This is a genomic window from Brevundimonas sp. CURTG3B2_SDJG (assembly GCF_057364705.1).
The window spans coordinates 1-3,107 of sequence record NZ_JBNFOJ010000319.1 but is presented as its reverse complement, the minus strand read 5'-3'; the positions used below and the strand labels follow the sequence as shown (position 1 = coordinate 3,107).

Genomic DNA, 3,107 nt, shown 5'->3' with positions numbered 1-3,107 from the left:
GGCGTTGCGGCCGGTCGCGCGGATTTCGGCGGCCAGGGCTTCGGCCCGGTCGGCGGACTTTTCATAGGTGAGGGCGATGTCCGCGCCGTCGGCGGCCAGACGGCGAGCGATGGCCGCGCCGATGCCGCGGCTGGCGCCGGTCACCAAGGCGCGCTTGCCGGCGAGGGGGAGGGAGGCGGTGATCATGAGCGTGTTTCTTTCTGTATCAATTGACACAGAACGCCAGATGGAAAGCTTGCTCCCCTCCGTCAAGAGATTATGTATCGATCGCTAGAAAAGGAGTCCGAATGTCGCCCCCCCGCGGCCGCCCCCGCAGTTTCGATCGCGACCAGGCCCTGGCCCGCGCGATGGAGGTGTTCTGGGCCAAGGGCTATGCCGACGCGTCCATGGCCGACCTGACCGCGGCCATGGGGATCAACTCGCCCAGCCTCTACGCCGCCTTCGGCGACAAGGAACGGCTCTTCCGCGAGGCCGCGCGCCTGTACCAGAAGACCGAAGGCGGCGCGCTCTGGAAGCCGATGGAGGCTGACGGCCTGACGGCGCGCCAGGCCTTCGAGGGGCTGCTGATGGCCACGGCCGAGGCCCACACGCGGGTGGGAAAGCCCTCCGGCTGCATGGTCGTCCTTTCGGGCGCCCATCCCGACGCCCTGCCGGGCGGCGCCTGTCAGGAACTGCAGGCCATCCGCCAGGCGACGCTCGAGGCCATGGAGGACCGGCTGCGCCAGGGGCGCGACGCGGGGCGAGATCGCGCCGCGAGCCGACCTGGCCGCCATGGCCGCCTTCTACGCCACGGTGCACCAGGGCATGGTCTTCCGCGCCCGGGACGGAGCCACCCCCGACGAACTGCGGGGCACCGCCCGGGGCGCGATGATGGCCTGGGACGGCTTGGCGGGCCTGACGCCCGCCTAGTCGGCCGCCAGCACCGACAGCAGGCCGCGCGTATAGCCGCGCGGCGCGACCGTCAGGTGATCCTCGTCGGCCAGCACTTCCGAGCGAATTCTCAGGCCGGGATAGTTGCGCGACGTCAGCTGGCTTTCGAACCGATGCATGTCCGCGACCAGGTCCTTGGTCCGATTGTAGCGCGCGTCCCCGGGCCGGATCGCCTCGAAGGCGCCCACGTACATGAAGACGTTGGCCTGAAGGTCCCGGTGCGACCGCGCATAGTCCGCCTCGACGTCCAGCATGTGGCGCTCGTCGTACCAGAACGACGGGCTGCCCAGGATGTAGTCCCGGAACAGGGTCGGCTCGGTGAACAGGATCTGGGCGCCCAGCAGCGATCCGTACGAATGGCCCACGAACACCCGCCGGCCCGGGTCGGCCCGGAAGCGCCCCTCGACGAAGGGCAGGACCTGCGCCTTCAGGTAGCGCTGGTAGGCAGCGCCCTGTCCGTGCACCGCTCCGGCGGGCGCGTTGCTCGGGCCGCTGGCGGTCGGGGTGTAGTCGCGCCGGCGGCTGGTCATGCCGTCGTCTCCACGCGCATAGGACAGGCCGACCAGGATGGCCTCCTGGACCCGGGGCCCGTCCAGATTCAGCCGCCGCGACAGGCTGCGGATCATCGGGAAGGCGTAGTCCGCGTCGGTGATGTAGACGATCGGGTAGCGGCGGTTCGGCTGGGCCTCGTAGGACGGGGGCAGGCTGACGAACACCTCGTAGACGCGGCCGGATGCGGGGTCGGGCACGGACCACACCTGGGTGCCCTGGACCTCGTAGGGACGGCCTTCTCGCGGCGCTTCCCTATCCTGCGTCCGGGCGTCGACAGGGCCCGAACAGGCCGATAAAGCCACGGCCGCGATGGCCATCGCCGCGAAAACCGTCTTCATGCAAATGCCCCAAACTGGCCGATTCATCCGACCGGCGAAGCTTGGATCGGCAGCGAATGTGGCGACGAGGGGGCCGGGGGATCACGGCTCCGTCATCCGTGAAGCCGCGCGTCAGGCGTAGTTGAAGCTGATCGAGATGCGCTCGCTCTTGGCGGCGTTGGTCGGCACCTCGTGACGCAGCCAGCTTTCCCACATCAGCACGGTGCCCGGGCTGGGGGCCAGATAGACGAAGGGGCGCTCGGCCTCCGGGACGTCGGGCCGGACGCCGGGCCGGGCCATCATCATCGGCAGGCGCGGATCCTCCAGCTTCAGGGCCGAGGCGCCGTCGGGCACCTCGACGTAGACCGTGCCGCTGAGGAAGGCGTGCGGGTGGATATGGCCCGTGTGACCGCCCCCGGGCTTCAGGATGTTGACCCACAAATTGTCCAGCCGCGGCTTGCGGGCCAGGTCGAAGTTCAGCGCCTTGGCGTAGGCGGCCGCATGGCGATCCAGGTGGCGCTTCAGCTCCGCGAACTCGGGCATGCGCAGCGGCAGGTCGGTCAGCGAGCCGTAGGAGGTGTAGCCGCGGTAGCCGTGCTCGCGGCACCACAGTCGTCCCGCCTGGTCCTCGGCCGCCAGCATGCGGCAGGCGTCGGCCAGGCCGTCGTTGAAGGCCTCGAAGCCGGCCGAACCGGCCAGGGAGGCCTCGTAGACCTGGGTGACGAAGAGCGGGCGCAGGGACATGGAGCCTCGATATCCGGTCGGGCGCGCGCACGGAAGGGCGGGGCGCTGTCGGCGCCGCCTTCGATCAGAACCCCAGCCCCGCTTCCCCCCGCAGCACCGCCTCCGCCTCCGGCGAATGCTTGGCCCCGCCGCGCTCGTGCATCACCAGGGGCGGCAGCAGGCGCAGGGGCGCCTTGCCCGTCTTGACCGCCCGGACCAGCACCCGCTTGGCCGGCTCGTCGGCGAAGGCGTGCACCGGTCGGATCGCGAACGACCCGGCCTTCTCGCCCAGCAGGGCCAGCAGGTCCGCCAGCCGGTCGGCCCGGTGGACCACCACGATCCGCCCGCCCTCGCGCACCGCCTTCAGCAGGAAGCGGCCCAGGCCCCCAGGCCGTCGTCGGCCATCCAGGCGCCGCGCTTGCCCGGCCCCGGCGCCCGCAGGGCCCCCGCGTCGTCGAAGAAGGGCGGGTTCGAGACCGCCAGGTCGAACGGCGCCAGTCCCAAGGCGCGGAAGCCCGCCGCCACGTCGCCCGTGACGATCTCCGCCTCGATCCCGTTCAGCGCCGCGTTCTCCCGCGCCAGCCC

At 71.0% G+C, this 3,107-nt stretch carries 4 protein-coding genes and 2 pseudogenes; 2 read left to right on the top strand and 4 right to left on the bottom strand.

Annotation, left to right across the window (positions count from 1 at the left end):
• The coding region (locus AC2W7C_RS15860; RefSeq protein ID WP_486002265.1) for an SDR family NAD(P)-dependent oxidoreductase at window positions 1–186 on the bottom strand (186 nt) is incomplete at its 3' end.
• A 101-nt stretch (window positions 187–287) separates the two neighbouring features.
• Here AC2W7C_RS15860 and AC2W7C_RS15855 point away from each other — a divergent pair.
• Both AC2W7C_RS15855 and AC2W7C_RS15850 read left to right on the top strand, forming a co-directional pair.
• Window positions 288–413, top strand: a pseudogene (locus tag AC2W7C_RS15855) (TetR/AcrR family transcriptional regulator); the annotation flags it as partial.
• 358 nt (window positions 414–771) lie between these two features.
• Complete coding sequence (locus AC2W7C_RS15850) at window positions 772–909, top strand: hypothetical protein (RefSeq protein ID WP_486002264.1); 138 nt, start codon at window positions 772–774, stop codon at window positions 907–909.
• Here the strand turns inward: AC2W7C_RS15850 and AC2W7C_RS15845 are convergent.
• The 3 genes and pseudogenes from AC2W7C_RS15845 to AC2W7C_RS15835 form a co-directional block, all read right to left on the bottom strand.
• Window positions 906–1,820 carry an alpha/beta hydrolase gene (locus AC2W7C_RS15845; RefSeq protein WP_486002263.1) on the bottom strand — a complete coding sequence of 305 codons (915 nt, stop codon included), beginning with the start codon at window positions 1,818–1,820 and terminating at the stop codon, window positions 906–908. The two genes, AC2W7C_RS15850 and AC2W7C_RS15845, sit on opposite strands and share 4 nt — an antisense overlap.
• A gap of 111 nt (window positions 1,821–1,931) precedes the next feature.
• Window positions 1,932–2,543, bottom strand: a complete 612-nt coding sequence (locus tag AC2W7C_RS15840) for a TIGR02466 family protein (RefSeq protein ID WP_486002262.1) — start codon at window positions 2,541–2,543, stop codon at window positions 1,932–1,934.
• A gap of 64 nt (window positions 2,544–2,607) precedes the next feature.
• Window positions 2,608–3,107: pseudogene (locus AC2W7C_RS15835) on the bottom strand (methyltransferase); the annotation flags it as partial.